This is a genomic window from Caballeronia sp. SBC1 (assembly GCF_011493005.1).
Taxonomy (GTDB): domain Bacteria; phylum Pseudomonadota; class Gammaproteobacteria; order Burkholderiales; family Burkholderiaceae; genus Caballeronia.
Genome location: NZ_CP049156.1, coordinates 3,901,326 through 3,927,561, shown reverse-complemented (window position 1 = coordinate 3,927,561; position 26,236 = coordinate 3,901,326). Strand labels below are relative to the sequence as shown.

Sequence of the window (26,236 nt, the reverse complement as noted above, 5' to 3'; positions counted from 1 at the left end):
ATCTCAAAATTAATCCACAGCTTAGCGGCGATTGTGATGTTTCACTTTAACTACGGCCCGTGCAGCCGCATGCTCAGGTGGAACGGTTGCGCCTGTGTGGCTTGCGGTGGGTGCGGCAATTGAGCGTCTTTGTCCGCGTCGCGCTGGACCATCCTTTGCCGACGCTTTTCGACTATCGATATGATCTGGCCCCCACGCCGCTGCCCGGCATGCTGGTACGGATTCCATTCGGACGTCGCGACGCAGTCGGCCTGATTTGCGAGGTCACGGATCACACCGACGTGCCATCGGACAAGCTGCGCGATGTGGCCGCGATTTGCAGCACGCTCGCGCCACTCGCCGATGAATGGCGCGCGCTGACGCTGTTCGCGGCCGAGTATTACCAGCGTGGTCTGGGCGAAGTCGCGCTGCCCGCGCTGCCGCAGGTTCTGCGCGACGCCTCGCGCTGGGCGAAATTGCTGGCGCCCGAGGAGCGTTACCGGCTGCTGCCAGAAGGGCGCGCGAGTTTGCCCGATGCGTTGCCGTCACGCGCCACCGCGCTGCGCCGTCTCGCCGATGCCCTCGCCGCCAATCCCACGCTCCCTGCCGCCGAGGCTCGCGCGCTGCATCCGAAAGCGCGCGCGACGCTTGATGAATGGCAGGTGCGCGGATGGGTCGCGCTGGAAACCGGCGACGTGCCGGAGCAGGACATTGCGCTCGCGCCTGCGGTTGAAAAGGCCGCGCTGCACGCCACCGACGCGCTTTTGCCGCAATTGACTGCAGAGCAGTCCGATGCCGTCCATGCGATTACCGGCGCGCAAGGTTTTGCCGCGTTCCTGTTGCACGGTGTGACCGGCAGCGGCAAAACCGAGGTCTATCTCCACGCACTTGCCGATCTGCTCGGGTCGCGCCCCGACGCACAAGCGCTCGTGCTAGTCCCGGAAATCAACCTCACGCCGCAATTCGAAGCCGCTTTCCGCACGCGTTTCGCCGCGCTGCCCGAGGGCGCCATCGTGACGATGCATAGCGGGCTGGCCGAAGGCGAACGCGCACGCAACTGGCTCGCGGCGCACACGGGTCGCGCGCGGCTCGTGCTCGGGACGCGGTTGGCCATCCTGGCGTCGTTGCCGAAGCTGGCGCTGATTGTTGTCGATGAGGAGCACGATCCCGCCTACAAGCAGCAGGAAGGCTTGCGCTATTCGGCGCGCGATCTCGCGGTTTATCGGGCTAACAAGCTGGAGATTCCAGTGGTGCTCGGGTCGGCGACGCCATCGCTGGAAAGCTGGTGGCAAGCCGAGCAGGGCCGATACACCAAGCTCACGCTCACCCGCCGAGCCGTGGCGACGGCGGTTCTGCCGAGCGTCCGGTTGATCGACCTGGAAGAGGAGCGGCAGCGCGGACGGGCTTCGGTGGAGGGATTGTCGGGGCCACTCATTGCCGCCATGAAAACGCGCCTCGAACGCGGCGAGCAAAGCCTCGTGTTCCTCAACCGTCGCGGTTACGCGCCCATCCTTTCGTGCGATGCCTGCGGCTGGGTCGCCGGCTGCCCGCGATGCAGCGCCTACGTCGTCCTCCACAAGCCCGAGCGCGCGCTGCGTTGCCACCATTGCGGCTGGGAATCGCGGATTCCCAAGTCCTGCCCGGACTGCGGCAATGTGGATATCGCGCCGATGGGCCGCGGCACGCAGCGCGTGGAAGAAACGCTCGCGACGGCTGTGCCGGGAGCGCGGGTGTTGCGCATCGACGCCGACAGCACGCGGCGCAAGGGCAGCGCCCAAGCGCTTTTCTCCGATGTCCACGCGGGCGAGGTCGATATCCTTGTCGGCACGCAGATGATCGCGAAGGGGCACGACTTTCAGCGCGTGACGCTGGTCGGCGTGCTGAACGCCGATACCGCGCTTTTTTCCCACGATTTCCGGGCGAGCGAGCGGCTTTTTGCTCAACTGATGCAGGTTAGCGGACGGGCGGGGCGCGCTGGCTTGCCGGGCGAAGTGATGATCCAGACGCGCTACGCGCGGCACGCGCTTTATCACGCGCTGGCGCGGCACGATTACGTTGGATTTGCCAATTCCACGCTGGCCGAGCGCCGCGACGCGCATCTGCCGCCGTTCGTCTATCAAGCGATGCTTCGCGCCGAAGGGCGCACGCTGGAGACCGCGCTGGACTTTCTAGGGGCTGCGGCCGCGGAGTTCGCGGCGCTAGCCGGTGCCGAGCGCGTGACCGTGTACGACGCGGTGCCGCTGACTATCGTGAAGGTGTTTAACGTGCACCGCGCGCAGTTGTTGCTGGAATGTGCGTCGCGGGCCGTGTTACAGAATGCGCTGCGGGCCTGGCAGCCGGCGTTACGCACTCTCAAGATCAAAGGCGTGATCCGATGGAATGTCGAGGTCGACCCACTTGATATCTAGCTAGGTCGCTCACGCCGGTGCACGGCTTTTACCGCGTGCTACCCGTTCTTCAGCTATTGCCGCGGTCCGCGCCCTGCACGCGTGCAACCGTCAGGCCGCCCACCGTCAAGTCATTCCCGCTGTCGCGGTCGCCCTCAGGGCGCTCGACGTGCGGATGCGCGCCGCGGATGAACAACACCACGCACAGCGCACATATAGCCCAAATGCTGCAGAAAATCATCCAGGTGTTCATGTCCTTTTCTCCCCGAAACCGCGCGGCTGCATTGTAAGACGGCCCGCAAAGTTTTCATCGCTGTTATGGCCGTACCAGTTCTTATCGGCACCAGGCAGCAATTAATTAGGGGTGACCCAAGAAAAATTATCGAACGCGGAATCCTAGAGCACGCTTAGCCCAAACCGCCATCCTCAATTACCCGTAATCCCTTGTTCCGAAAGGATTTTCGAAAGGTGCAACCCATCTCGAAATGTTGGTTGCACCTTTTTTATGAGCGGGTTACGATTCGGCCACTTTTCAAGCTATCGCCGGTTCCGATTCCGGCAAGGAAGGATATATGGCGAGCACCACCCTGGGCGTCAAAGTCGACGATCTGCTGCGCACCCGCCTGAGAGACGCCGCGACGCGGCTCGAACGGACCCCGCACTGGCTCATCAAGCAAGCCATCTTCGCGTATCTCGAACGCATCGAACATGGACAGTTGCCACCTGAACTGTCCGGTGCAATTGGTTCGGCCGATGCGCTGGAATCGTCTGCGCAAGTTGACTCCGAAGAAGACGGTGCACCGCATCCCTTCCTCGATTTCGCCCAGAACGTGCAACCGCAATCCGTATTGCGCGCAGCGATCACGGCTGCGTACCGGCGTCCGGAACCGGAATGCGTGCCGTTTTTGATCGGACAGGCGCGGCTGTCGGCCAGTGTCGCCAGCGAAACGAATGCCATGGCGACGAAGCTTGTCGAAGCGCTGCGCAAGAAACAAACGGGCGGCGGCGTTGAAGGCCTGATCCACGAGTTTTCGCTGTCCAGCCAGGAAGGCGTCGCGCTGATGTGTCTCGCCGAAGCCTTGCTGCGCATTCCCGACCGCGCCACGCGCGACGCGCTGATCCGCGACAAGATCAGCAAGGGCGACTGGCGATCGCATATGGGCCAGGCGCCGTCGCTGTTTGTGAACGCGGCAACGTGGGGTTTGATGATCACCGGCAAGCTGGTGACGACGAATAGCGAGGCGGGGTTGTCGTCGGCGTTGACGCGTTTGATCGGACGCGGTGGTGAACCGCTAATCCGCAAGGGCGTCGATATGGCCATGCGCCTGATGGGCGAGCAATTCGTCACGGGCGAGACGATTTCGGAAGCGCTTGCGAATAGCCGCAAGTTCGAAGCGCGCGGTTTCCGCTATTCCTACGACATGCTCGGTGAAGCCGCGACGACCGAAGAAGATGCGGTTCGCTATTACGCATCGTACGAACAGGCGATTCACGCGATCGGCAAGGCGGCCGGATCGCGCGGTATTTACGAAGGCCCGGGGATTTCCATCAAGCTGTCCGCGCTGCATCCGCGTTATTCGCGCTCGCAGCAGGAACGCACGATGACCGAGCTGCTGCCGCGCGTGAAGGCGCTGGCGCTGCTTGCGCGACGTTACGACATTGGCTTGAACATCGATGCGGAAGAAGCCGACCGGCTCGAAATTTCGCTCGATCTGCTCGAAGCCCTGTGCTTCGATCCGGAACTGGCCGGCTGGAACGGTATTGGTTTCGTCGTGCAGGCTTATCAAAAGCGTTGCCCGTTTGTTATCGACTATTTGATCGATCTCGCGCGTCGCAGCCGTCATCGGATCATGGTTCGGTTGGTTAAGGGCGCGTACTGGGATTCGGAAATCAAGCGCGCGCAAGTCGATGGCCTCGAAGGCTATCCGGTCTACACGCGCAAGATCTATACAGACATCTCGTACGTGGCTTGCGCGAAAAAGCTGCTCGGCGCGCCCGATGCCGTCTATCCGCAATTCGCCACGCACAACGCGTTCACGCTGTCGGCTATCTACCATCTCGCTGGGGGAAATTATTACCCCGGTCAGTACGAGTTCCAGTGCCTGCACGGCATGGGCGAACCGCTGTACGAAGAAGTCACAGGGCGCGACAAGCTCAACCGGCCGTGTCGCGTGTATGCGCCTGTCGGCACGCATGAAACGCTGCTCGCGTATCTCGTGCGGCGCTTGCTCGAGAACGGCGCGAATACGTCGTTCGTGAACCGTATCGCCGATAAAACCATTCCCGTCAGCGACCTCGTGCAGGACCCCATCGACGAAGCGTCCAAGCTCACGCCGCTCGGTCTGCCTCATGCGAAGATCGCGTTGCCGCGTCAGTTGTACGGCAGCGAGCGACTCAATTCGATGGGCTTCGATTTGTCGAATGAGCATCGGCTGGCGTCGTTGTCGTCGGCGTTGCTGGCGAGCGCGAATCATCCGTGGCGGGCTGCTCCGATGCTCGAAGCGGCTGACGTGGTCGAAGGCGTTGCACGCGACGTTCGTAATCCCGCGGACTTGCGTGACCTCGTGGGCGGCGTGGTCGAAGCGACGTCGGAACAAGTCGCATTGGCTATTTCGAACGCCGTTGCCGCCGCGCCGATCTGGCAATCGACGCCTGTGGATGAACGCGCCGATTGCCTCGCCCGCGCAGCCGATCTGCTCGAAGCGCAGATGCATACGCTGATGGGTCTCGTCGTGCGCGAAGCGGGTAAATCGCTGGCGAATGCGGTGTCGGAGATTCGCGAGGCTATCGATTTCCTGCGTTATTACTCGGCGCAGATTCGCAGCGAGTTTTCCAACGATACACACCGTCCGCTTGGCCCCGTGGTTTGCATCAGCCCGTGGAACTTTCCGCTCGCGATCTTCTTGGGACAGGTTGCCGCAGCACTCGCAGCCGGTAATCCGGTGCTCGCGAAGCCGGCCGAACAGACGCCGCTGATCGCTGCGCAAGCGGTTCGCATCCTGCGCGAAGCCGGCGTGCCGCCGGGCGCGGTGCAACTTCTGCCGGGCAATGGTGAAACCGTGGGTGCGGCACTGGTGGCCGATCCGCGCACGCGCGCCGTCATGTTCACGGGTTCGACGGAAGTCGCGCGGCTGATCAACAAAACCTTGTCCGAACGGCTCGACCCGGATGGCCGGCCGATTCCGCTGATCGCAGAGACGGGCGGACAGAACTCGATGATCGTCGACTCCTCGGCGCTGGCCGAGCAAGTGGTCGCGGACGTGTTGCAATCGTCCTTCGATTCCGCCGGTCAACGTTGTTCGGCGCTGCGCGTGTTGTGCCTGCAGGATGACGTCGCCGATCGCACGCTCGAAATGCTCACCGGCGCGATGCAGCAACTTTCGATGGGGAACCCCGACCGGCTTTCCACCGATGTTGGCCCGGTGATCGATGCCGAAGCGAAGCAGAGCATCGACGCGCACATTGCATCAATGCGCGAGAAGGGCCGCAACGTCGTGCAGTTGCCCATGCCCGATGGCTGCGCACAAGGCACATTCGTTCCGCCGACGCTGATCGAACTTGATTCCATCGACGAGTTGAAGCGCGAGGTCTTCGGCCCGGTACTTCACGTAGTGCGGTATCGCCGGGCACATCTTGATAAACTGCTCGACCAAATCAAGGCGACGGGTTACGGGCTGACGCTGGGCATCCATACGCGTATCGACGAAACCATTGCGCACGTGGTCAGCCGGGCGCACGTGGGCAACATCTACGTGAACCGGAACGTGATTGGCGCGGTGGTCGGCGTGCAGCCGTTCGGCGGCGAAGGTTTGTCCGGCACGGGACCGAAAGCGGGCGGCGCGCTGTATTTGCAGCGGCTCCTTGCCAAGCGGCCCACAGGCTTGCCGAAATCGCTGGAAAGCGCGCTGATCGTGGATCAAACGGCCGCGAACGAAACGCCGGCTGCGCTGACCGCATTGCGCGACTGGGCGATCGCCGAGCGCGATCCGCAAACGGCGGCACGTTGCGAAGGCCATCTGCAACACGTGATGGCCGGCGCGACCGCCGTGCTGGCCGGCCCGACTGGCGAGCGCAACACGTACACGCTCGGGGCACGCGGGACGGTGCTGTGCGTGGCATCGACGGCAAGCGGCGCTCGCGCGCAACTCGCCGCAGCGCTTGCCACGGGCAATAAAGCGCTGTTTTCCGGCGCGGCGGGCGAACAGCTCGTGGCGGCGTTGCCGGCGTCGATCAAGCCGTATGCATCGACGCGCAAGAGTCAGGACGCGGCCTTCGATGCGGTTTTGTTCGAAGGCGACAGCGACGAATTGATGGCGTTGGTCAAGGACGTCGCGAAACGCCCGGGGCCGATCGTCTCGGTGCAGGGTGTGCCGGCGGGAGCATTCGCCAGCGACGCCCACGATGGCGAGCAGGAATACGCGCTCGAACGGTTGCTGACGGAGCGCTCGGTGAGCGTGAACACGGCGGCCGCGGGCGGCAATGCGAATTTGATGACGATCGGTTGAGCTGTATTCAGCACGGCGGGTTGGCTCAAACAAACGGCAGCAGGCACGGCGATCCCGGCACACGCTGCCATCTACATGGGAATCAGGAGAGTTTATGGATTACACGATGAAGAAGCTGGCAGCAGCGATGTGTGTTGCTGGACTGTCGCTCGCGGCAACGGCTCAGGCGCAGACGGCTGAGGACGTGAAGGTAGGATTCGCCGGCCCGATGACCGGCGCGCAAGCGCACTACGGCAAGGATTTTCAGAACGGCGTGGTGCTCGCGGTTGAAGATTTCAACGCGACCAAGCCTGTGATCGGCGGCAAGCCGATTCGCATCGTGCTCGATTCCGCTGACGACCAGGCTGACCCGCGCACCGGCACGACCGTGGCTCAAAAACTTGTCGATGACAACGTCAAGGGCATGCTCGGTCACTTCAACTCGGGCACGACGATCCCCGCTTCGCGCATCTACGCGAACGCCGGCATTCCCGAAATCGCGATGGCAACCGCGCCGGAATACACGACGCAAGGTTACAAGACGGCGTTCCGCATGATGACCTCCGACACGCAGCAAGGGTCGGTGGCCGGCGAGTTCGCGGTGAAGACGCTGAAGATGAAGAAGATCGCGATCGTCGATGACCGTACGGCTTATGGCCAAGGTCTTGCCGACCAGTTTGAGAAGGCAGCGAAGGCATCGGGCGCGACCATCGTGGATCGTGAATACGCGAACGACAAGGCTGTCGACTTCAAGGCAATCCTGACCAAGCTCAAGTCGATGAATCCGGACCTCGTGTACTACGGCGGCGCCGATTCGCAAGCTGGCCCGATGGTCAAGCAGATGAAGACGCTGGGCCTGCGCGCGCCGTTGATGGCGGGCGAAATGGTCAAGACCGATACGTTCCTGAAGATCGCCGGCAATGCAGCCGACGGCACGGTAGCATCGCTGGCTGGTTTGCCGCTCGATGAAATGCCGGGTGGCGCGGCTTACGTTGCGAAGTACAAGGCGCGCTTCAACGAGGACGTGCAAACGTACTCGCCGTACGCGTACGACGGCGCAATGGCCATGTTTACCGCGATGAAGACCGCGAACTCGACCGATCCGGCGAAGTACCTGCCGATGCTTGCTAAGACCGACATGCCGGGCGTGACGTCGAAGCAGCTCGCGTATGACTCGAAGGGCGATTTGAAGAACGGCGGCATCACGCTGTACAAGGTCGTTGACGGCAAGTGGACGACGCTGCAAAGCGTGGGCGGCAAGTAATAGTTTTGCTGCTTTAGTTCAAGGAAATGAAACCCCGCATGCGCTCCGCGCTGCGGGGTTTTTTTATGGCTGTTGATTACGCGACGAAATCGTCTTCCCAGTATTCATTCTCCCGCCGCGCGTCGCTGTCTCGCGCTTCTTCTGTTTTCCTTAGCTCTACTCGACGAATCTTCCCCGAGATGGTTTTCGGCAATTCGTAGAACTCGATGCGTCGAATGCGCTTGTACGCGGCCAGTTTCTGCGCGGCGAACTTCAGGATTTCGCCAGCGGTTTCCTTCGTCGGTTCATAACCGTTGCGCAACGTGACGAACGCTTTCGGCACCGATAAACGCACCGGGTCCGGACTCGGCACCACGGCCGCTTCGCCGACCGCCGGATGTTCGATCAGCACGCTCTCCAGCTCGAACGGACTGATGCGGTAATCCGCTGCCTTGAAGACATCGTCGGAGCGGCCTACGTAGGTGAAGTAACCATCGTCATCGATAGATGCCACATCGCCCGTCCGATAATGGCCACCGCGCATCGCGTCCTGCGTCTTCGACGGATCGTCCACGTAACCGTCCATCAAACCCAGTGGTTTGGGGTCGAGGATCAGCGCGAGTTCGCCTTCCTTTGCGGGGTTATCGTCGTGATCAAGCAGCGTGATGCAGTAGCCGGGAAGCGGCCTGCCCATCGTTCCCGGCTTCATCGGCTGACCCGGCGAATTCGCGATTTGCGCCGTGGTTTCGGTCTGGCCGAAACCATCGCGTAACGTGAGGTTCCAGGCCTTTTTCACGCGTTCGATAATCTCGGGATTCAACGGCTCGCCCGCACCAACGACCTCGCGCAAGTGCACCTTATAGGCCGATAAATCCTCCTGGATCATCATGCGCCAGACGGTCGGCGGTGCGCACAAGGTGGTGATCTGGTGCTTGACGAGCGCTTCCAGCGTGGCCTTCGCGCTGAAGCGCGACGTGTTGTGGATGAACACGGTCGCGCCCGCGTTCCACGGGGCGAAGACGCAACTCCACGCGTGTTTCGCCCAGCCAGGCGAACTGATGTTGAGATGGACATCGCCGGGTTTCAGGCCGATCCAGTACATGGTCGACAAATGTCCCACCGGATAGCTCTGATGGCTGTGCAGCACGAGCTTCGGGCGACTTGTCGTGCCGCTCGTGAAATACAGCAGGAGCGGATCGGTGGCGAGCGTCCTGCCTTCGGGCTCGAACGAGGGGCTTTCGTTGAAGGCATCGGCGAAGTTCAGCCAGCCTTCGGGCAACGCAGCGCTCTGCGGGATGGCTACGGCTATGCGCGTTTTGTCTTTATCGATGGAATCGAACTTCGCAGTTTCACTCGATGCCACGATCACATGCTTCACTTCACCGCGCGTCATGCGGTCGGCAATGTCCGCCGGGGTCAGCAACATGGTCGCCGGAATGGTGACAGCGCCAAGCTTCATTGCGGCGAGCATGGTTTCCCACAGCGCCGGCTGGTTCGGCAGCATCAGCAAGATCCGGTCGCCGCGCTGCACGCCTTGCTGTCTCAACCAGTTGGCCAACTGATTCGACCTCGCCGATAACTCCGCAAACGAGAGCTTCGTTTCGTCTCCGTTCTCCTCGACCACCCACAGCGCAGGTGCGAGATTGCTGCGTGCGTATTCATCGAACCAGTCGAGTGCCCAGTTGAACTCCGACAGTTCCGGCCACGCGAAGTCGTTGTACGCGGTGGCGTAGTCGTCGCGATGACGTAGCAGGAAGTCTCTTGCCTGCAGAAATGCTTGCGATGCCATGGTCTTGCGTCTCCTGAGTTTTGTTCGCTCTTGCGCGGGTCTTTGTGAAACCTGCTTGATCGCCAGTGTTCATCACGAGCCACAATGCGTGGCTGGCGCTGCTCACTCGTTCACTTCTGCCGCAACTTCTGGCCCTGTTCCCTCACTTGGTCCAGGGTCGCGGCCGGCGTGCTCGCATCCTGCGGAATCCTGATTTCTATCACCGATGGCAATCCTGTATTCATCGCGCGCTCGAATGCGGGCATGAATTGCGCTGTCGATTCCACGAGTTCGCCATGCGCGCCAAATGCACGCGCGTAGGCCGCGAAGTCCGGGTTCGTGAGCGCCGTGCCGTGCACGCGGTTCGGATAATGGCGTTCCTGATGCATGCGGATCGTGCCGTATTGCTGGTTGTTCACCACCACGAATATCACCGCGAGCTTGTATTGCATTGCCGTGGCCAACTCCTGGCTCGACATCATGAAACATCCATCGCCCGCAAATGCCACTACTACCCGGTCTGGATACAGCGACTTCGCCGCGATCGCTGCGGGCACGCCATAACCCATCGCACCGCTTGTTGGCGCAACTTGCGAGCGGAAATGCCGATACACATAGTGCCGATGCAACCACGTCGCATAATTCCCCGCACCGTTTGTGACGATGGCATCGGCGGGAAGACGTTCGCTGAGTTGCTCCATGATCTCGCCGAGCTGGACATCGCCGAGCATGGGACGCGGCTTGCGCCACGCGAGATACGCGTCATGCGCCGCTTCAATAGCGCCGCTCCACGGAATGACTGCGGGCGGCTTGAGCGCCACGAGTGCCGACACCAGTTCCGGCATGCCTGAAACAATCGGCAGGTCGGCCGAATACACGCGTCCTAGTTCTTCCGCGCCTTGATGCACGTGGATCAGCGTTTGTTTCGTCTTGGGGATGTCGAGCAGCGTGTAACCGCCGGTCGTCGATTCACCCATGCGGGGGCCGAGGACCAGGAGCAGGTCGGCATCGCGGATGCATGCAGCGAGGGCGGGATTGATCCCGAGGCCAACATCGCCGGCGTAGTTCGGGTGGTTATTGTCCAGCGTGTCCTGGAACCGGAATGCGCAGCCGACCGGCAACTGCCATGCTTCCACGAAGCGCGCGAAATCCGCTGTGGCTTCGGGCGTCCACCCGCTGCCGCCCGCAATGACAAATGGTCTCTTCGATGCCGCGAGCATCTCGTTCAAACGTGCGATTTGCGCGGGCGCCGGCGCGGCTGCCACACGCTGATAACGCGGCGCGCCCGGCATGGCTTCGCATGCGTCGCTCAGCACGTCTTCCGGCAAGGCGAGGACGACCGGGCCGGGCCGGCCGGAGGTCGCAATGTGGAATGCATGGCTCAGATATTCGGGGATGCGTCGCGGATCGTCGATCTGGGCGACCCACTTCGCCATCTGCCCGAACATGCGCCGGTAGTCGATTTCCTGGAAGGCCTCGCGGTCCATGTGTTCGCGCGCGCATTGGCCGATCAGCAGGATCATGGGCGTGGAGTCCTGGAACGCCGTGTGCACGCCGATAGAAGCATGCGTGGCGCCCGGGCCGCGCGTAACGAGCGCCACGCCGGGGCGGCCGGTCAGTTTGCCTACCGCTTCGGCCATGTTCGCCGCTGCGGCTTCGTGACGGCACACGATGGTCTGGATGCGGCTGGTTTCGTCGTGGAGGGAATCGAGGATGGCGAGGAAGCTTTCGCCGGGTACGCAGAAGACGCGTTCGACGCCATGGGTGAGCAGTGCATCGACGACCAGGCGTGCGCCTGTGGTCGGAAGGGAGTTGGAGGACGGGACAGCAGATGTCATGCGATGAAATCTCCCAGAAGGTTTCGCGCTAGCCGCAGGGGCAGGGGATCTCATAGCTTACGCTTGGGCGGGGAGGAGACGCTAGCGAGGGATTTTGCTGGTGCCGGTTGATCTGGTGGTTTTTGAAGGATGTGGACGGACCCGTGCGGATTATTGGTGGCCGGTTTTACGCGGAGGGCGGTGCGTCTTTAGGTTGTCTCAGTCACTGGCGGCGAGGCGAGAAAAAACCACTCGTCCTACATTCCTTTTATCCCCGCCTGAGGACATGGAAAATTAGCGATCGCGTGGTTGCGCACTTGCCGCCACGATCATCGCGCTCTAAACGGCTCTTCAAATCCAGGAGTCCTCGTTCGCACTGTCGTTCAAATTCCTAGTCGTTTAATTTTCAACTTGAGACTCGTCCAATTGACTCTTAATCGCTGTTCTCGATAAAACCATCTTGAACGGTCAAAAAGGAAACGAGACGATGAGACGTTACAACATCAAGTTGCACGACAAAACGACGAGCGGCGCGTTCGTCACCGACGGTGAGCCAACAACGATGCACCACGGAACTCCTCTGGCGTTTATCGGCGCTGCAATTTATTGCCCGACGTGCAAATCGGCGGGAGTGATTGTCGCGTCGGGGCCGCGTTTGTCGGTGTCATTCAGAGGCAAACAGGCAGCTTTGGAAAACGATCTTGGCATGTGCAAGTGCAGCCCAACTCCACGATTGATCGCATCTCAATCAGCCATGTCCCAAAGCCTTGACGGGAATGCACTCACTAGGCAGGGATACACGCCGATGGGCGTTCCTTTCCTCCGTCACCACGACGAACAAATCACGCTGCGCGACCGCGGCACGCGGCGGGTATTGGCGAACATCCAGTATCGATTGAAAGACAGTTCCGGCATCATCGCAAGCGGGAAGACAGATGCGAACGGGCGCACTGAGCGAATTGCGACGGACATAGCGGAACACCTCATCATCGAAATTGCTCCTGCTCATTAACCCGAAATTCGACACTGAGAGAGACACATGCCAGAAGAAAATTGGGTCGAAGTAGGAACAGCAACGACGAATCGTATCCCGGATTCGAACGTCGACATTTTCCTTGATCTCGATGCGCCGCCTATATGCCCGAACATGACGGACGCTGAGTTTCGAAGGAAAGTTATCGTTCTAACGAAGAAGGCGGTCTCACTAGTCGACAAGAGAATGAAAGAAGTAGGTGCTTGGGACGTCAAGGCGCAAGAGCGCGTTTCGGACCACTTCGGAACTAAGGACGAAGCAGTGCGCCAGCGTTTAATTGCTTGCCTTCCTCGATTGCGCAAAGTTCTGGACGATTTGGGGCCGAAGAACTTTGTTCGCACGAGCGAAGACTTGATAAGGCATCTAGGTTGCATGCCTAGCAACAAAAACGTTAGCAATGAACTCGCGAGTGTCTGTGGCCCAAACACGGCAACGCATACGATCTGCATTGCGCCAAAATTCTGTACCACGCGCGAATACGATATGTATGGTGACTCGCAGCTTGCGACCATCGTGCATGAGGCGTCGCACTTTCACGATACGTTCTCCAGTGAAGACGTGATCTACACGATGACAAGCTATCAAAAGATGTGGGCAAAAGAGCATCCAGACCGGGCCATCAATAACGCTGACAACATTGCAGGGTACATAGTTTATGGCGAAGATGTTAAGTAAGACGCTTGTTGCGCTCGTTTTGGGAGCGTCGTTGCTTCCGGCGATTGCCTGTAACGGTCCACAAAATCAGCGCACAGAACAAATGACCGTTCATTTCGGACGGGACTCTTCGGCGCTAACTTCGGATTCGATACTTCGTTTGGCTAATTGGTCCGCCGAAATGAAAGTTAAGTATCCGATTCGGTTGTGGACCAGTGTCGTCGGGATGGCTGCGCCCGACGAAAAAAATGCAAAAAGCCTTGCCGCCAAACGAGCCAACAACGTTAAGAACATTACCGATCTATTCGGTATAAGCGCAACCGCCTCTGAGGTGAAGAGCTACGTTAACTCGCGCCAGGAGGTGGAAATGAGCGGCGACAATGCGGCGGTCGTCTTAATCGATATGAACCCTGGCTGTCCGAACGACTGCTGCGATGGCATCACCCATCCAATTCGCTCAGATGGAGGGCCATCGGGACTTCCCGAGATGACGCGTTGAGTACAAGCAAGTTATCGCCGGTTTATTCGCGAGCCGGTCGACTTTCCTACCATCGCTCCGCTCATTAGATGATAAATAAAACCCTCCGCTGCCCACGCGGCCGTGTCTTCCATGCGAGTCCCGCATCCAAGCCGGGCGCGGCTAACTACGCTCGCGTTATGCGCTGCGCACTGACTAGCGCGGCGCTGTTTTGCACGTCGAGCTATGCGGTCGCTTGCAGCTTAGCATTGGAGATATCAGCAAAGATGTCCAGGAACTCTGCTGAAGTGACGAATGTCGATCGCATACGTTTGGCGAACCTGACTATCAACGTGCGCAATCTGCCGATGCGCAGCGATGCAATCATCTACGGCTATGCCTTCGCGGGGGAGCATGACCCCGCCGCACTAGCAAGCCGAAGGGCGCAGACTGTTGCGCAATTCCTTACTCAAATGGGTGTTGCTGCTGACCTGCTACACGTTGAAAGCAGCGTAGTCGCATCGAATAGCAAACGCGATCCATCCGAACAGGTCGACATACAATTTGCGCCGGTTTGCCCAACTGGCGGATGCGGCTTTCTTTGCAACACTCCGACTCCGAAATGAAAAGCAAAGCCCCTCGCCGTTCCTGCGGCCGTGTATTTCACACCATCCCAACCATGTTCGCGTTGGTGACGTTTGTACCCAAACCGGGTGCGCCTGATCACGCTCGCGTTATGTGCTATCCGACACCCGATGGCGACGCGATGCTGACGTATCTGTCGCCGTTCGATGCGTGGATCGAAGCTGCTTATTCGTCAAAACCCGGCAAGCCATATCGCGTCATCGACGCGTCGACGTTCGACCCTCGCGAGATGGTTTCCGACCTCGGAGGAAGACTTAATGTCGGGTTGCACTTGGGGTGGGCTGCTTTCGACGGCAAGTTACTTGCGAAACCGAGCGGTGAATTGGTCGGGTACATGGCGCTGCAAACGCTAGCCGTTGCACCCGCCGATATGGAAGACATCGAATTCACCCTAAACGCCGAGAATCGGAAAAGCGTCGATAACTTCCATGAGAAAGCGGGACTGTTCGCCTACTCGGAATCGCTTGAGGCCAGTACGAACTGGGGCGAACATCGTCTCGACCAAGAGGTTGCATTGGCCATGCAAAACGTGCCCGCAACCTGTAAAGCATCCTACGCCGACATTAACCAGATCGCGGTCTATGACCTGGAAGGAAAGCAATGGCATTTTGTGGCGCTGGCTGACCTGGGTGATAAAACCCCGTCTTGACCAACGAATAAGCCCCGCTGCTACGGGAAGGACCAAGTAAGCTGGGCTGTTGGTCATGCTGCGCTTTGCGGATCGGGTCGGCCAGCCGCAGTTGCGCGAGCGTCCTCAACACTCAACAATATTCACCGCCAACCCACCCCGCGACGTCTCCTTGTATTTGGTTTTCATGTCGGCGCCGGTTTGCATCATCGTCTTGATGACGGAATCAAGCGACACGTAATGGGTGCCATCTCCCCGCATCGCCATGCGCGCTGCATTCACGGCTTTCATCGATCCCATCGCATTACGTTCGATACAAGGAATCTGCACCATCCCGCCAACCGGATCGCAAGTCAGCCCAAGGTTATGTTCCATGCCGATCTCGGCGGCGTTTTCGACCTGCGTCGGCGTGCCGCCCATGACCGCTGCCAACCCGGCCGCCGCCATCGAACACGCCACTCCCACTTCACCCTGGCACCCGACCTCGGCGCCGGAAATGGAAGCGTTCATCTTGTACAGAATCCCGATAGCCGCCGCCGTCAGCAAAAAGTCGATCACGCCCTGCGCATTCGATCCCGGCATGAACCGGTCGTAGTAATGCAGCACCGCCGGAATAATCCCGGCCGCGCCGTTCGTCGGCGCCGTGACCACGCGTCCGCCCACCGCGTTTTCCTCATTCACGGCAATAGCGTAAAGGTTGATCCAGTCGATCATGGAGAGCGGATCGCGCAACGCCTGTTCGGGTTTGTCGACCAGCGCCCGATACAACACCGGCGCGCGCCGCTTCACCTGGAAAGGACCGGGCAGGCAGCCATCGGCGTCGGGGTTATCGATTCCGCAACCGCGCTTCACGCACGACTGCATCACGTCCCAAATGCGCAGCAAGCCCGAACGGATCTCGTCTTCGCTACGCCACACACGCTCGTTTTCCCACATCAATTGCGCCACGGATTTGCCCGTTTCACGGCACAACGCAAGCAATTCATCGCCGGATTGGAACGCGTAAGGCAACTGTTCAATAGCGGTGAGCACCTTCACATTCGATGCCCCCGCCGTCACCACAAAACCGCCGCCCACCGAGAGATAGGTCGAGTCGCGCAATGAAGCGCCGTTGGCATCGAAGGCGTGGAGTTTCATGCCGTTCGGATGTTCGGCCAACGCCTGCCGCAGAAACACAATGTGTTCCTTCACGACAAACGGAATCTCATGCCGGCCCAGCAGCATGAGCTTTTTCGTCGTGCGCACGGTCTCTATACGCGCGCTGATCGTGCCGGCATCAACGGTATCCGGCGCATCGCCCATCAAGCCGAGCATCACGCCTCGATCCGTACCGTGACCCTTGCCGGTTGCACCGAGCGAGCCGTACAACTCGCATTTCACGCTAGCTGTGACGTCAAGCAGACCATCGCGTTCGAGCCCCTGCACGAACATCAGGGCGGCGCGCATCGGCCCGACCGTATGCGAACTCGACGGACCGATGCCGATTTTGAAAAGATCGAAAACGCTGACTGCCATGACTGCTCCTGCAAAGGTCGTGCAAAAAAATCAGCGCGCCGGCAACGGCAAACAAACCGCGAGCCAGGCCGGCGGCGTGGGCGCCAGGCGCAGCGCAATGGGCGTGTAACGCCCGTCAAGCCGCGCCGATAGATGAAACAATTCGGCCGCGTGTTTCGGATCCCACGTGCCCGAATAACCGGGCAATCCGGCTTCGCGGCGGGTGGCATCGAAAGGCACGCTCGAATGAACGAATTCCTCGTGCGTGCGGGTGCCGAGCGCGTACGGCGTGAGCCAGTTCAGCGCGGCGGCGAGCGTTGCGCCCGACTGCGCGCGCTCATTCAGCCAGTTGCGGTTATGACGACGCGCTGCAAGCGCGGCCGTAACCAGCGGCTGCAGATCGTAAGTGACGTAATGCAGCGCATCGCGTTCGGCGAAATCCACAGTCGAACCGTCCGGCGCAATGTTGTCTCCAATATGCTCCACATACAGACGCTGCGCCGCGTTAATCAGCTTGCGGTCATCAATAGTGAACGCACCCATCGCGATCAACTTGATTCGGTGACTCTGCCAGTTGTTTCGATACGTGCCGGTCAGCGGCCGTTTCTGTTTATCGATATCCGCTATATATCCCGTCACCATCTTCGAGATAAACGCGCTCGATGCATTGCGCGTCTTGACGGGCAAAGCGCTTGCGGTCAGGTCATACGCGAGGATCAGAGATTCGAAATTGGTTTCATCGATAGGATTGAAACTCGGCTGATACGTCGTGACCCACGCGAATAAAAACCGGTCGACGAGCCGCAAATACGCTTCGTTGCCGGTCGCGCGCCACGCAAGCGCGGCGTCGCGCATCAATCCGAGATCCTTTTCCGCTTCTTCGCTTTCGTCACGAATGCCCTGATGCGGCAACGTGCCTTCTGTATGAAGTGTTGCCCGCGCTTTTGGCTGGTCGTTCAGCCGCGACTGGACCATTTTTACCAGTGCTTTCACGCCTGGATCGGCATTCGTGCGCTCACTGTTCTGCATCGCGGGCGCGGCGCAAAAATTCATTGCGGCAAACGCGCCCTGCGTAGTCAATGCCGTTGCTGCAAGGGCCGCGATCATCGCCGGAACACGCCACGTTTTACTCACCACTCGCACCTGTCGCGCCATGCAAAACTCCCTGATTGGCTTGGTTCGGGTGAGATGGTATCTGGTGTTGTGTGACTCCGGCAAAACTGTCCGGCTCTGAGAAGAAGCCGGACAGTTGAAACGCACGCCTATTCGCCCTTTATTCGCCGTACTCCGACAACGGAATGCACGAGCAGAACAGATTACGGTCGCCGTAAGCGTTGTCGGCGCGGCCAACCGGCGGCCAGTATTTGCGCGCAATCAACGATGTCAGCGGATACGCAGCCGTTTCGCGCGAGTAGGCGTGGCTCCAGCCATCGGCGACCACAACCGCTGCCGTATGCGGCGCGTTCTTCAGCGGATTGTCTTCGCGATCCGATTTGCCTTCTTCGACCGCGCGAATTTCGTCGCGAATGGCGATCATTGCATCGATAAACCGATCCAGTTCCTCTTTCGATTCCGATTCCGTCGGCTCGACCATCAGCGTGCCCGGCACCGGGAAGCTCATGGTCGGTGCATGAAAGCCGTAATCGATCAGGCGCTTGGCGACGTCATCAACCGAAATGCCGCTGGTTTCTTTCAACGGCCGCAGATCGAGAATGCACTCGTGCGCGACCAGACCGCCCGCGCCGCTGTACAGCACGGGGTAATGCGGCGCGAGCCGCTTTGCCACATAGTTCGCCGCAAGGATCGCGCTTTCGGTCGCGTTCGTGAGACCTTGCGCGCCCATCATCGCGATGTACATCCAGGAGATTGGCAGAATGGCAGCCGAGCCATAAGGCGCCGACGATACCGCCCCAATCCCCGCCGCATCGCGCTGATAACCGGTCGAATGCTGGTTCGGCAGGAACTTGGCCAAATGCGCGCCGACTGCAACCGGACCTACGCCCGGTCCGCCGCCGCCATGCGGAATGCAGAAGGTCTTGTGCAGGTTCAGGTGCGAGACATCGCCGCCGAACTGACCCGGCGCGGTGAGGCCGACCATTGCGTTCATGTTCGCGCCATCGACGTAAACCTGTCCGCCGCGGGCATGCACAATGTCGCAGATCTCGCGCACGTTCACTTCGAACACGCCGTGCGTGGACGGATACGTGATCATGATCGCGGCGAGTTTGTCGGCGTGCTTGTCGGCCTTGGCCTTCAAGTCGGCGATATCGACGTTGCCCTGTTCATCGCACGCAACGACCACAACCTGCATGCCGGCCATTTGCGCCGATGCCGGGTTCGTACCATGCGCCGACGATGGAATCAGGCAGATGTTCCGATGCCCTTCGCCACGCGACTCGTGATACGCGTGGATGATCAGCAAGCCGGCGTATTCGCCTTGCGAGCCGGCATTCGGTTGCAGCGATACAGCCGCGTAACCGGTACACGCTACGAGCATTTGCTCGAGCTGGTCGATCATCGTCCGATAACCCACCGTTTGCTCACCCGGAGCGAACGGATGAATCTGCGCGAATTCGGGCCACGTCACGGGCAGCATTTCCGACGTAGCGTTCAGCTTCATCGTGCATGAACCGAGCGGGATCATCGTGCGGTCGAGTGCCAGATCCTTATCCGCCAGACTGCGCAGGTAGCGCAGCATTTCATGCTCTGAATGATGACGGTTGAACACCGGATGCGTGAGGTAGTCGCTCGTACGTTCGAGTGCTTTCGGCAAGGAGACTTTTGCGTCGGCATCGAGGGCGTCGATGTCGAACGTTTCCGTCTTGCCCGCCACTTCGGCGAACAGCGCGAAGAGTTTGAGCAAGTCGTCGCGCGTGGTGGTTTCATCGACGGAAACGCCTACGTGCGTTGCATCAATGTGGCGCAGGTTCACGTGCACCGCCGACGCCGCCTGATGCAGCGCCGTGGTATTCGTGCCGCTGACGATGGTGACGGTATCGAAGAACGTTTTGTTCGCGAGCGTGTAGCCGAGTTTTTGCACGCCGGCGGCGAAGATCGACGCCACGCGATTCACGCGCAACGCGATGGTCTTCAGGCCCTGCGGCCCGTGATACACGGCGTACATGCTGGCCATGATCGCGAGCAACGCCTGCGCCGTACATACATTCGATGTTGCCTTTTCGCGGCGGATATGTTGCTCGCGGGTTTGCAGCGCGAGACGCAGCGCGTGCTTGCCTTGGGCATCCACAGTGACGCCGACCAGACGACCCGGCATCTGACGTTTGAAGTCATCGCGTACGGCCATGTACGCCGCGTGTGGACCGCCGAAACCAACCGGCACGCCAAAGCGCTGCGTATTGCCGATAGCCACGTCCGCGCCCCATTCACCCGGCGGCGTTAGCAGTGTGAGCGCGAGCAGATCAGCGGCAGCGATCACGAAACCACCGGCCGCATGGACCGCTTCAGTCAACGCGCGATAGTCATGCACGTCGCCGTTCGCGCCCGGGTATTGCAGGAGCACGCCGAACGCGTTCGCCGTGGCGGCATCCGCGGCAGGACCGACTTTTACTTCGATCCCCGCCGGTTTTGCACGCGTGCGCACGACTTCGATAGTCTGCGGCAGCACGTCGTCGGCGACATAAAACAGGTTCGATTTCGGCTTGCCCGCGCGTTGCAGCAGCGTCATGGCTTCGGCGGCGGCGGTAGCTTCATCGAGCAATGATGCGTTCGAAATCGCGAGACCCGTCAGGTCAATAACCATCTGCTGGAAGTTGAGCAACGCTTCCAGGCGCCCCTGCGAAATCTCCGGCTGATACGGCGTGTAAGCCGTGTACCACGCCGGGTTTTCAAGCACGTTACGCAGGATCACGGCCGGCGTATGCGTGCCGTAATAACCCTGCCCAATATAGTTTCTGAACACCAGGTTCTGATCCGCGAGTTTCCTCAGCGATGCCAGCGCTTCCGCCTCGCTTTTCGGCTGCGTGAACGCGCCGAGCGGCAGCGTTTCGTGGCGTCGGATGGACTCGGGAATCACCGCATCGATGAACGCCGCACGCGACGCGAAGCCGAGCGTTTCGAGCATGGCGTGCTGGTCGGCCGCATCCGGGCCAATGTGCCGCTGGGCGAACGCATCGTGGCATTCGAGTGCGGCGAGGGACAAGGATGAGCGGTTCATCAGACGGTCCGGGTGTTCGAGCTTCATGAGAGTTCCTGCTGGTGCGGCGTGGTTTGCTATTGAGCGCTAAACGCGCCGCACGTTCGTTGAGAAGTTTTACTCGCCGATCGAGGCGCCGTATGCAGCGGCATCGATCAACCGATCCGTCTTGGCGTCGGCGGCGGGCTTGATCTTGAAGAGCCAGCTTTCGTACGGCGTGCCGTTGATCTGGTCCGGCGTGCCGGTCAGCGCATCGTTCGCGCCGACGATTTCACCGGCCACGGGAGCGTAGATATCGGATGCTGCTTTCACCGATTCGATCACCGCGACGGCATCGCCAGCGGCAACCGTCTTACCTACCGGCGGCAATTCGATGAACACGACATCGCCCAGTGCTTCCTGCGCGTGATCCGTAATACCGATCGTCAGGGTGCCGTCGGATTCGGTGCGCACCCATTCGTGCGATTCGGTGTATTTGAGGTCGGCCGGGATGCTCATGCGGATGCTCCAGTTGGTCTATAAGGGTGGGACGTGCGCGGCTGTTTCAACAGGTTGTTAAGGGCGCTTCAAAGCGCCGCCAACACCTTGCCGTTGCGCACGAAAGGCAGTTTTACCACGCTTGCCGGCAGTTGTTTGTCGCGGATCACCACGTGCACTTTGTCGCCCGGTTTCACGCTCGCCGGCACCCGGGCGAACGCGATGGATTCCTGCATCGACGGCGAGAAAGTGCCGCTCGTGATCTCGCCTTCGCCGTCGGCTGTGACGACTTTTTGGTGAGCACGAAGCACGCCGCCGGCGCGGCCGTTTTCCTTCTGCAGAATCAAGCCGACAAAGCGCGCCTTCGATCCATTTTTTTCCAGCGCCGAACGGCCGACGAATGCGCGGTTCGCATCGTTCAGGTCGACAGTCCAGGCGAGACCGGCGTCGAGCGGTGACACCGTGTCGTCCATGTCCTGACCGTAGAGGTTCATGCCGGCTTCGAGACGCAGTGTGTCGCGCGCGCCAAGGCCGGCGGGCTTCACGCCTTGCGCGATCAGCGCGTTCCAGAACTTTTCTACCTGCGTAGCCGGAACCACGATTTCGAAACCGTCCTCGCCCGTGTAGCCGGTGCGCGCGAGCATGACGTCGCCGAACGAGCTGGCCGGGAATTGCACGGCGTTGAAGGGTTTGAGTTCTGCGGTCGCGTCGCGCGTTTCCGGCAGCACTTGCCAGACTTTTTCGCGTGCGTTCGGTCCTTGCACGGCGACGATCGCGAAATCGCGGCGCGGCGTGATGGTCAGTCCAAAACCGCCTTCAGCGTTCAGATGGCCGAACCACGCGATGTCTTTCTCGGCCGTGCCGGCGTTCACGACAACGCGGTAGTTGTCATCGGCGAAGTAATAGACGATCAGGTCGTCGATCACGCCGCCTTCCGGGTTCAGCAGGCAGGAATACAGCGCCTTGCCGGGAACGGTGAGTTTGTCGACGTTGTTGGCGATCGCGTACTTGAAGAACTCGCGTGCTTTGTCGCCAGTGAAATCGACGACGCGCATGTGCGACACGTCGAACATGCCGGCATCGGTGCGCACCGCGTGGTGTTCGTCGATCTGCGAACCGTAATTGACGGGCATGTCCCAGCCGCCGAAATCCACCATGCGTGCGTTGAGCGCAAGGTGAGCGGCGTGCAAGGGCGTGTGTTGAAGATCAGACATGGAGCGGGCCTCGGGCGTGCGCGAAAACAAAAAAGGCCATGCGTCGAACCCGCTCGGGGTTTCGGCTTTTTCCTGCTGCATTGAATAACGCAATGCAACATGCAAAGCCCAAACCGCGTAGCGATCCGGTACATGACCCCTCTGTCCTCGGTACCTGAGAGATTGCACGCTGTTCGCCGATAATCCGACGTCCAACGCGCGCCCCTTCGGTGGGCATCTGGCTGGTACTTCCTGATCAGCCGATGCCGCTCTCCAGAGTTCGACTTTCCGTTTTTGGCGCCCAACCAAGGCGCAATTCAAATACGGAACTTCGACGCGGCCGGTCCTTTTGCCTGAGAGTTTGTGGGTGTGCCCCTTCGGCGGCGCGGCTTCGTTTTTATGTCGTTTTGAACACCAACGACCGAAGCCAGCGCTCTCTCCCGACGCGTGCGGCGAATTTACGCGACCGAATTCACCTTGTCAAACGGCAGCGGCCCTTAATCCTTGCTGAGCCCAGGATCCACGCGCTTCCCGATGTCACGCAAGCGCGCGAGTTGATCGACCATGTACGGTGCTTCGTCGAGGCTGCTGACAAAGGTCCAGAGATACGTCATCACCGCATAGACATGCCCGGCCTTGACCGCCGGCGCCAAGGCCAACTGGCTGATGGCGATGACAAACAACACGGCCGCCACGGAACCGACAAAGAGAAACGCCGCGGCTTCACGGTTCGACAGATGGATTCGCAGCTTGGAAAGCACACGATAGTGCCGTTTCAAGGTGAGCGTACCGACCTTCGCGACCAAGCCGATTTCCTTTTCCAGCCGGTCATTCAGCCGCTGATGCAAGCTCTGGTTGCGTCGTGCAAAACGCGGCAGCAAGGCGATGCACAGCATCAATCCAATCAGGCTGGCCACGCCGATCCACGGCTCGATTGCCAGCAACATCGCCACGGCGCCCACTATGGATACAAACGCGGTGACCATGGTCGGCACGTGTTTTTCGAAGAAATCGACAAACTCTCGGGCCAATACCACGCGCGCCGCAGCCGTCGACGTGCTTTGGTTTTGCAGCCGCTGATTGAGGATCACCGGCACCGCCAGATCGGCGTATATCCGCGTGAAGGTGCGCGTATCCACGGCCCGGCGCGCGGCACCGACCGCCCAGAACGCCAATACAATCGCAGCGTAGAACAACGCGTGGTGAGCGTCGCCGCGCATGATCGAATCGACGGCGAATCCGGCGAACAACGGATAGGCGAGTAACAGCGCGTTCTCCAGTGCGACGAGCGACAGCGTGCAGAACAGCTTGCCCGGATAGGCCCGGGCAATGGCTTTAAGTGTTGATGCGGCGGATTGCTGAGCGACCTTTTCGCTCTCAACTATCCGGATTTCTGGTGTGACGAATGACATGACCGTACCTTGGGTAAAATCGACGCTATAATTTGAGCGACTGCTCAAATTATAATTGAGCAGTCGCTCAAAGCGCAAGCACAGCTAATTCGTTCACGCTTGAAAAAAGGAATCGAACATGTCGCGGTCGTCACCCGAACGCAAAAGTCAGATCATTACGGCCGCCCTGGAGTTGTTTCGCCAGAAGGGTTTCGCCGACGTTTCCACGCGCGATCTCGCGGAGCACGCGGGGTTGTCGCGCAGTCACATCTATCACTACTTCGGCGACTGGAACGAGCTGCGCCGCGAGGCGTTCGTGCACTTTGCCGACGAGCAGCTTGAAGAAACCGGCGCGCATCTGGCCGATAAACCCCCGGTCGAAGCGTTGCTCGGTTTTATCCGCGAATGCCTTCCGGCCAGTAAGGGTGATGGTTGGGGGCTGTGGCTGGATGCCTGGGACGAGGCCATGCACGACGCAGAACTCGCGCGCGCTTATTTAAGCGAGATCAGTCGCTGGCAAGGCATGCTTCGCGGAATTATCGAAAAGGGTGTGGAGGCGAAGGTATTTCGCTGTGCATCGCCGGAACGTGGCGCGCGGCAAATCTTCGCGATGGCGATGGGTTACGCCGATGATTTGCTGCTGCAACCCTCGGCCGAAGCCGCGGAGGCCGCGCTGGAGGAGGTCGTGGAAGTAGCGGAGATGGTGTTGCGGTTCGAGCTCAAAGCTCTTGAGCTATGAGCAATTTAAGCCGAACGACGAACAGCTGCAGAACAGGCCTGTTGTCGTTCGGCGCATAAAAGTGCTTATTGAATTGCGCGCTGCAAACCGTCCAGCTCGCCGTTCAACGTGTGCTGCTCTTCACCCGACAAACCGCCGCCATGCTGGGAAGCCATGTCACGCGATTCCTGACGCACTACATCCAGCCGATGATGGAACGCATCGCCTTGTGGCGGCGGGTAAAAGCCTTGGCTCACACGCTGATCGACGTGATGCCAAAGCGAATTGATTCGTCCGTTGACCTGATCCATCCGATGCACCGCTTCCATATGCGGGTCAGGGCGCGCCGGTGCTTCCTGGACGACATCGACCTGGCGCGTCGGCTGGACGACACACGCCGCCAGCGATCCCGCGAGCGCCACGCCAATCAGGGCGCGGGTAAAACCTGCTTTAAGCGTCAGCATTGAAGTTCTCCTCTTTTGGTTTTTAAGATAAGGCGACTGGAGAAGAACGGCCCACGCACCGCCCCGGCTGACGCCGGAGCCGCGCTCAAATGTAACGCTGTGTGTTTGAAAGTCTGGCGTGGGCCGTTTGTTATTAAATCGGCGTGAAATCCAGCCGACGACCTTCTGCGTTACTGCGAATCGCGATGTCGATAATGGTCATGACATCGACGGCATCTTGCGACGAGATTGGGAACGGCTTGCCCTCGAGCACCGATGCCGCCAGCGCTCGATAAAACTCTACGTAAGCGCCATCGCGAGTGGCGAATTCCTGGCGCAAGTCGTGGTCGCCGTCGACTTCGCGAAGCAGGCCGGGCGGATTGTGGCCGAAGTCGGGGTTCCCCGGACGCAAACCGGCTTTGAGCTGGTCTTCCTGCACATCGAGCCCCGTTTTTACATAGCTGCCACGCGTGCCGTGAATGGCGAAGCGCGGCGGCTCCAGCGCGGCCAGGGCGGTGGCGTGCAGCACGATTTCCTTGTCTTCGTAGCCCAGCAGCAGATGAACGTAATCCGGTGCGCTCGCGTGGTCGCGGTGCGCGTTGACGCTGGCGAATATGGTTTGCGGCCGGCCGAAGAGCGCCAGCGCCTGATCGATAAGATGCGGCCCGAGATCAAACAACAAGCCGCCGCCACGCGACGCTTCCTCGCGCCAGCGTTGCGGCACTTTCGGCCGGAAGCGGTCGAAATGCGACTCGTAGTGCGTCACGCGCCCAAGCCGGCCGCTTTCGATCAACGCGCGCACCGTCATGAAATCGCCATCCCAGCGACGGTTGTGGAACGGCGCGAACAACAGTCCGCGCGTTTTGGCCAACTCGGTGAGGGTTTTTGCGTCGGCGCCGGAGAGGGTAACCGGCTTGTCGACTACCACGTTCCGGCCCGCTTCCAGGGCTTTCCTGGCGAGATCGAAATGGGTGTCGTTGGGCGTTGCGATGACGATGCAATCGAGTTCGTCGAGGGCGAGCAAAGCATCGAAATCTTCGACGATTGTCGCGTTCGGGTAATCGGCCTGCGCCCGCTCGGGTTTGCCCGTTGCAATGGCGGATACAACCGCGCGGCCACAATGCTCGATTACCGGCGCGTGAAACGTTTCGCCGGCAAAGCCATAGCCCATCAGGCCTACTTTTAGAAGTGCTGTCATGCGGGCATCCTGTTGTTTTGGCGGTGCCGGTATTGTGGCATGGGCCGCTGGCGATGTTGGGCGGTGGTCACGCC

Annotated in this window: 19 protein-coding genes and 2 riboswitches; of the genes, 8 read left to right on the top strand and 11 right to left on the bottom strand. The window is 60.2% G+C overall.

What is annotated here, in order from left to right; translation table 11 throughout:
- Positions 1–119 precede the first annotated feature (119 nt).
- Positions 120–2,387 (top strand): primosomal protein N', encoded by a 2,268-nt coding sequence (locus SBC1_RS17570; RefSeq protein ID WP_165988708.1) that lies wholly within the window; start codon positions 120–122, stop codon positions 2,385–2,387.
- Between the two features lie 49 nt (positions 2,388–2,436).
- Here SBC1_RS17570 and SBC1_RS17565 read toward each other — a convergent pair whose 3' ends face one another.
- On the bottom strand, positions 2,437–2,619 hold the full coding sequence (locus tag SBC1_RS17565) for a hypothetical protein (RefSeq protein WP_165986825.1): 183 nt from the start codon (positions 2,617–2,619) through the stop codon (positions 2,437–2,439).
- A gap of 319 nt (positions 2,620–2,938) precedes the next feature.
- On the opposite strand from SBC1_RS17565, the gene putA reads away from it, so the two are divergent.
- Together putA and SBC1_RS17555 are read left to right on the top strand one after the other, a co-directional pair.
- Positions 2,939–6,871 (top strand): trifunctional transcriptional regulator/proline dehydrogenase/L-glutamate gamma-semialdehyde dehydrogenase, encoded by a 3,933-nt coding sequence (putA, locus tag SBC1_RS17560; protein ID WP_165092930.1) that lies wholly within the window; start codon positions 2,939–2,941, stop codon positions 6,869–6,871.
- A gap of 94 nt (positions 6,872–6,965) precedes the next feature.
- A complete protein-coding gene (locus SBC1_RS17555) occupies positions 6,966–8,114 on the top strand; it encodes a branched-chain amino acid ABC transporter substrate-binding protein (protein WP_165092929.1) in 1,149 nt (382 codons plus the stop codon).
- Positions 8,115–8,190: 76 nt separating this feature from the next.
- Here the strand turns inward: SBC1_RS17555 and SBC1_RS17550 are convergent, their stop codons facing one another.
- A complete protein-coding gene (locus SBC1_RS17550; RefSeq protein ID WP_165988706.1) occupies positions 8,191–9,882 on the bottom strand; it encodes an AMP-binding protein in 1,692 nt (563 codons plus the stop codon).
- 110 nt (positions 9,883–9,992) lie between these two features.
- Positions 9,993–11,699 carry a thiamine pyrophosphate-binding protein gene (locus SBC1_RS17545; RefSeq protein WP_241201977.1) on the bottom strand — a complete coding sequence of 569 codons (1,707 nt, stop codon included), beginning with the start codon at positions 11,697–11,699 and terminating at the stop codon, positions 9,993–9,995.
- 466 nt (positions 11,700–12,165) lie between these two features.
- On the opposite strand from SBC1_RS17545, the gene SBC1_RS17540 reads away from it, so the two are divergent.
- The 4 genes from SBC1_RS17540 to SBC1_RS17525 all read left to right on the top strand — a co-directional run bounded on the left by SBC1_RS17540 (position 12,166) and on the right by SBC1_RS17525 (position 15,116).
- Complete coding sequence (locus SBC1_RS17540) at positions 12,166–12,690, top strand: PAAR domain-containing protein (RefSeq protein WP_165988705.1); 525 nt, start codon at positions 12,166–12,168, stop codon at positions 12,688–12,690.
- Positions 12,691–12,717: 27 nt separating this feature from the next.
- Positions 12,718–13,386 carry a M35 family metallo-endopeptidase gene (locus SBC1_RS17535; RefSeq protein ID WP_165092925.1) on the top strand — a complete coding sequence of 223 codons (669 nt, stop codon included), beginning with the start codon at positions 12,718–12,720 and terminating at the stop codon, positions 13,384–13,386.
- Positions 13,367–13,864: a hypothetical protein gene (locus SBC1_RS17530; protein WP_165092924.1), complete on the top strand. Its 498-nt coding sequence runs from the start codon at positions 13,367–13,369 to the stop codon at positions 13,862–13,864. The genes SBC1_RS17535 and SBC1_RS17530 overlap by 20 nt, the downstream gene beginning before the upstream one ends.
- A 724-nt stretch (positions 13,865–14,588) precedes the next feature.
- On the top strand, positions 14,589–15,116 hold the full coding sequence (locus SBC1_RS17525; protein ID WP_165092923.1) for a hypothetical protein: 528 nt from the start codon (positions 14,589–14,591) through the stop codon (positions 15,114–15,116).
- Positions 15,117–15,221: 105 nt separating this feature from the next.
- Here the strand turns inward: SBC1_RS17525 and SBC1_RS17520 are convergent, their stop codons facing one another.
- The 6 genes from SBC1_RS17520 to SBC1_RS17495 form a co-directional block, all read right to left on the bottom strand.
- Positions 15,222–16,610: an L-serine ammonia-lyase gene (locus SBC1_RS17520; protein ID WP_165988702.1), complete on the bottom strand. Its 1,389-nt coding sequence runs from the start codon at positions 16,608–16,610 to the stop codon at positions 15,222–15,224.
- Between the two features lie 30 nt (positions 16,611–16,640).
- Positions 16,641–17,744 carry an alginate lyase family protein gene (locus tag SBC1_RS17515; protein ID WP_165988700.1) on the bottom strand — a complete coding sequence of 368 codons (1,104 nt, stop codon included), beginning with the start codon at positions 17,742–17,744 and terminating at the stop codon, positions 16,641–16,643.
- A gap of 118 nt (positions 17,745–17,862) precedes the next feature.
- A complete protein-coding gene (gcvP, locus tag SBC1_RS17510) occupies positions 17,863–20,790 on the bottom strand; it encodes an aminomethyl-transferring glycine dehydrogenase (RefSeq protein WP_165092920.1) in 2,928 nt (975 codons plus the stop codon).
- Positions 20,791–20,859: 69 nt separating this feature from the next.
- Complete coding sequence (gene gcvH / locus SBC1_RS17505) at positions 20,860–21,240, bottom strand: glycine cleavage system protein GcvH (RefSeq protein WP_165988698.1); 381 nt, start codon at positions 21,238–21,240, stop codon at positions 20,860–20,862.
- A gap of 68 nt (positions 21,241–21,308) precedes the next feature.
- Positions 21,309–22,433, bottom strand: coding sequence for a glycine cleavage system aminomethyltransferase GcvT (gcvT, locus tag SBC1_RS17500; RefSeq protein WP_165988696.1), 1,125 nt, complete (start codon positions 22,431–22,433; stop codon positions 21,309–21,311).
- A 131-nt stretch (positions 22,434–22,564) separates the two neighbouring features.
- Positions 22,565–22,699, bottom strand: a riboswitch (glycine riboswitch).
- Between the two features lie 43 nt (positions 22,700–22,742).
- A riboswitch (glycine riboswitch) is annotated at positions 22,743–22,865 on the bottom strand.
- Between the two features lie 44 nt (positions 22,866–22,909).
- On the bottom strand, positions 22,910–23,824 hold the full coding sequence (locus tag SBC1_RS17495) for an ABC transporter six-transmembrane domain-containing protein (protein ID WP_165988694.1): 915 nt from the start codon (positions 23,822–23,824) through the stop codon (positions 22,910–22,912).
- 118 nt (positions 23,825–23,942) lie between these two features.
- Between SBC1_RS17495 and SBC1_RS17490 the strand changes: the two genes are divergently transcribed.
- Positions 23,943–24,542 carry a TetR/AcrR family transcriptional regulator gene (locus SBC1_RS17490; RefSeq protein ID WP_165988692.1) on the top strand — a complete coding sequence of 200 codons (600 nt, stop codon included), beginning with the start codon at positions 23,943–23,945 and terminating at the stop codon, positions 24,540–24,542.
- Between the two features lie 65 nt (positions 24,543–24,607).
- Here the strand turns inward: SBC1_RS17490 and SBC1_RS17485 are convergent, their stop codons facing one another.
- Both SBC1_RS17485 and SBC1_RS17480 read right to left on the bottom strand, forming a co-directional pair.
- Positions 24,608–24,985 (bottom strand): hypothetical protein, encoded by a 378-nt coding sequence (locus SBC1_RS17485; protein ID WP_165092915.1) that lies wholly within the window; start codon positions 24,983–24,985, stop codon positions 24,608–24,610.
- 133 nt (positions 24,986–25,118) lie between these two features.
- Positions 25,119–26,162 carry an oxidoreductase gene (locus SBC1_RS17480; protein WP_165092914.1) on the bottom strand — a complete coding sequence of 348 codons (1,044 nt, stop codon included), beginning with the start codon at positions 26,160–26,162 and terminating at the stop codon, positions 25,119–25,121.
- Positions 26,163–26,236 lie beyond the last annotated feature (74 nt).

Bases quoted from the DNA above. Each gene is read 5' to 3' on its own strand.
- SBC1_RS17565 (WP_165986825.1), bottom strand. From the start codon at position 2,619: ATGAACACCTGGATGATTTTCTGCAGCATTTGGGCTATATGTGCGCTG.
- putA (WP_165092930.1), top strand. From the start codon at position 2,939: ATGGCGAGCACCACCCTGGGCGTCAAAGTCGACGATCTGCTGCGCACC.
- SBC1_RS17555 (WP_165092929.1), top strand. From the start codon at position 6,966: ATGGATTACACGATGAAGAAGCTGGCAGCAGCGATGTGTGTTGCTGGA.
- SBC1_RS17550 (WP_165988706.1), bottom strand. From the start codon at position 9,882: ATGGCATCGCAAGCATTTCTGCAGGCAAGAGACTTCCTGCTACGTCAT.
- SBC1_RS17545 (WP_241201977.1), bottom strand. From the start codon at position 11,699: ATGACATCTGCTGTCCCGTCCTCCAACTCCCTTCCGACCACAGGCGCA.
- SBC1_RS17540 (WP_165988705.1), top strand. From the start codon at position 12,166: ATGAGACGTTACAACATCAAGTTGCACGACAAAACGACGAGCGGCGCG.
- SBC1_RS17535 (WP_165092925.1), top strand. From the start codon at position 12,718: ATGCCAGAAGAAAATTGGGTCGAAGTAGGAACAGCAACGACGAATCGT.
- SBC1_RS17530 (WP_165092924.1), top strand. From the start codon at position 13,367: ATGGCGAAGATGTTAAGTAAGACGCTTGTTGCGCTCGTTTTGGGAGCG.
- SBC1_RS17525 (WP_165092923.1), top strand. From the start codon at position 14,589: ATGCTGACGTATCTGTCGCCGTTCGATGCGTGGATCGAAGCTGCTTAT.
- SBC1_RS17520 (WP_165988702.1), bottom strand. From the start codon at position 16,610: ATGGCAGTCAGCGTTTTCGATCTTTTCAAAATCGGCATCGGTCCGTCG.
- SBC1_RS17515 (WP_165988700.1), bottom strand. From the start codon at position 17,744: ATGGCGCGACAGGTGCGAGTGGTGAGTAAAACGTGGCGTGTTCCGGCG.
- gcvP (WP_165092920.1), bottom strand. From the start codon at position 20,790: ATGAAGCTCGAACACCCGGACCGTCTGATGAACCGCTCATCCTTGTCC.
- gcvH (WP_165988698.1), bottom strand. From the start codon at position 21,240: ATGAGCATCCCGGCCGACCTCAAATACACCGAATCGCACGAATGGGTG.
- gcvT (WP_165988696.1), bottom strand. From the start codon at position 22,433: ATGTCTGATCTTCAACACACGCCCTTGCACGCCGCTCACCTTGCGCTC.
- SBC1_RS17495 (WP_165988694.1), bottom strand. From the start codon at position 23,824: ATGTCATTCGTCACACCAGAAATCCGGATAGTTGAGAGCGAAAAGGTC.
- SBC1_RS17490 (WP_165988692.1), top strand. From the start codon at position 23,943: ATGTCGCGGTCGTCACCCGAACGCAAAAGTCAGATCATTACGGCCGCC.
- SBC1_RS17485 (WP_165092915.1), bottom strand. From the start codon at position 24,985: ATGCTGACGCTTAAAGCAGGTTTTACCCGCGCCCTGATTGGCGTGGCG.
- SBC1_RS17480 (WP_165092914.1), bottom strand. From the start codon at position 26,162: ATGACAGCACTTCTAAAAGTAGGCCTGATGGGCTATGGCTTTGCCGGC.